General features: G+C 58.0%; 2 protein-coding genes and 1 pseudogene. All 3 read right to left on the bottom strand.

Annotation, left to right across the window (positions count from 1 at the left end):
- The coding region (locus FQV27_RS18700) for a beta-lactamase hydrolase domain-containing protein (RefSeq protein WP_147101620.1) at positions 1-155 on the bottom strand (155 nt) is incomplete at its 3' end.
- 79 nt (positions 156-234) lie between these two features.
- Positions 235-726 carry a bacterioferritin gene (locus FQV27_RS18695; RefSeq protein ID WP_147101616.1) on the bottom strand — a complete coding sequence of 164 codons (492 nt, stop codon included), beginning with the start codon at positions 724-726 and terminating at the stop codon, positions 235-237.
- 35 nt (positions 727-761) lie between these two features.
- Positions 762-902, bottom strand: a pseudogene (locus FQV27_RS18690) (MBL fold metallo-hydrolase); the annotation flags it as partial.
- Positions 903-1,074 lie beyond the last annotated feature (172 nt).

The following is a 1,074-nucleotide window of genomic DNA, read 5'->3' as shown; positions in this document are numbered from 1 at the left end:
GCCTCGATCTCTTCGAAGCTTGGCTGGTCAGCGCCTTCCCCATCGGGGCGATTGCAGATGATCGCACGATAGCCTGCAGCCTTGATCGCGGCCATGTCCATGGCTGCGATCTGCGGGGACACCGTAGCTTTCGGCGAAATCTTTTTCAGTTCCATCGGCGTATTCCTCCCTATTGGTTTCAATCAGGGATCACACAGCAGCGCCGATGCGCCGCCATAGGCCCCGATGACCGCTTCAAGTGGATGGGTCTTCGTCTTGAATGATTGACACCATTTTCGCGCTGTACGCCCGGTCGCCGATGCGTTCGATCAACTCCAGTTGCAGCTCCAACCAGGCCTTATGGCCTTCTTCATCCATGGCGATCCTTTCGAAGAGCATGCGCGATCCGACATCGTTGGCCTCATAGGCTTGTCGGGCCGCGCTGAGATAGAATTCAATGGCCTCCTCTTCATCGGCAAGGTCGGCCTTGAACATATCCGGCAGGGTTTCCGCGCGCTTGGGCGATTTTGCGAAAGCAATCTCGGGCGTTCCTTTCAGGAACATGATGCGCTCGATGAACAGGTCGGAGTGTCCGATTTCCTCTGCCTGTTCCTCACGCATCTTGTCTGCCAGCAAATTGAGGCCCCAATCGTCGAGGACATGCGCGTGCAATTGATACTGATGCGCGGCGCTCATTTCCATTTGAAGCGCCTTGTTCAGGTTCTCCACCGTTGCGTTGTTCGACATTGTCTTCTCCTTTCGATGTGTAAGCGCAGTATCTCTCAAAGACCGTTCAGGGGCACCTTGAGCATCGGATTGCCATCCTTGTCGGTCGGCACCTCGCCTGCGCGCATATTCACCTGCAGCGACGGGATGATCAGCTTGGGCATGGCGAGGGTCGCGTCGCGTTCGTTGCGGAACTTGTTCGCGCCGCCGCCGATGCGCGCGCGCATCTTCGAGGGCATAAAGCGGACCCTCAAGCCGGGCGGCATGCTGATGCTGCACGGCTATCGCCCCGAGCAGATCACCTACGGCACCGGCGGGCCGCCCCACGCGGAAAACATGTACACCGAGGAAATGCTGCGAGAAGGGTTT

The sequence above is a fragment of the Paracoccus aurantiacus genome (assembly GCF_007993065.1).
In the GTDB taxonomy this organism is placed as follows: Bacteria; Pseudomonadota; Alphaproteobacteria; order Rhodobacterales; family Rhodobacteraceae; genus Paracoccus; species Paracoccus aurantiacus.
This window is presented reverse-complemented; position numbering and strand designations above follow the sequence as displayed.

Excerpts from the sequence above, each read along its gene's own strand:
- FQV27_RS18695 (WP_147101616.1), bottom strand. The coding sequence starts at position 726 with ATGTCGAACAACGCAACGGTGGAGAACCTGAACAAGGCGCTTCAAATG.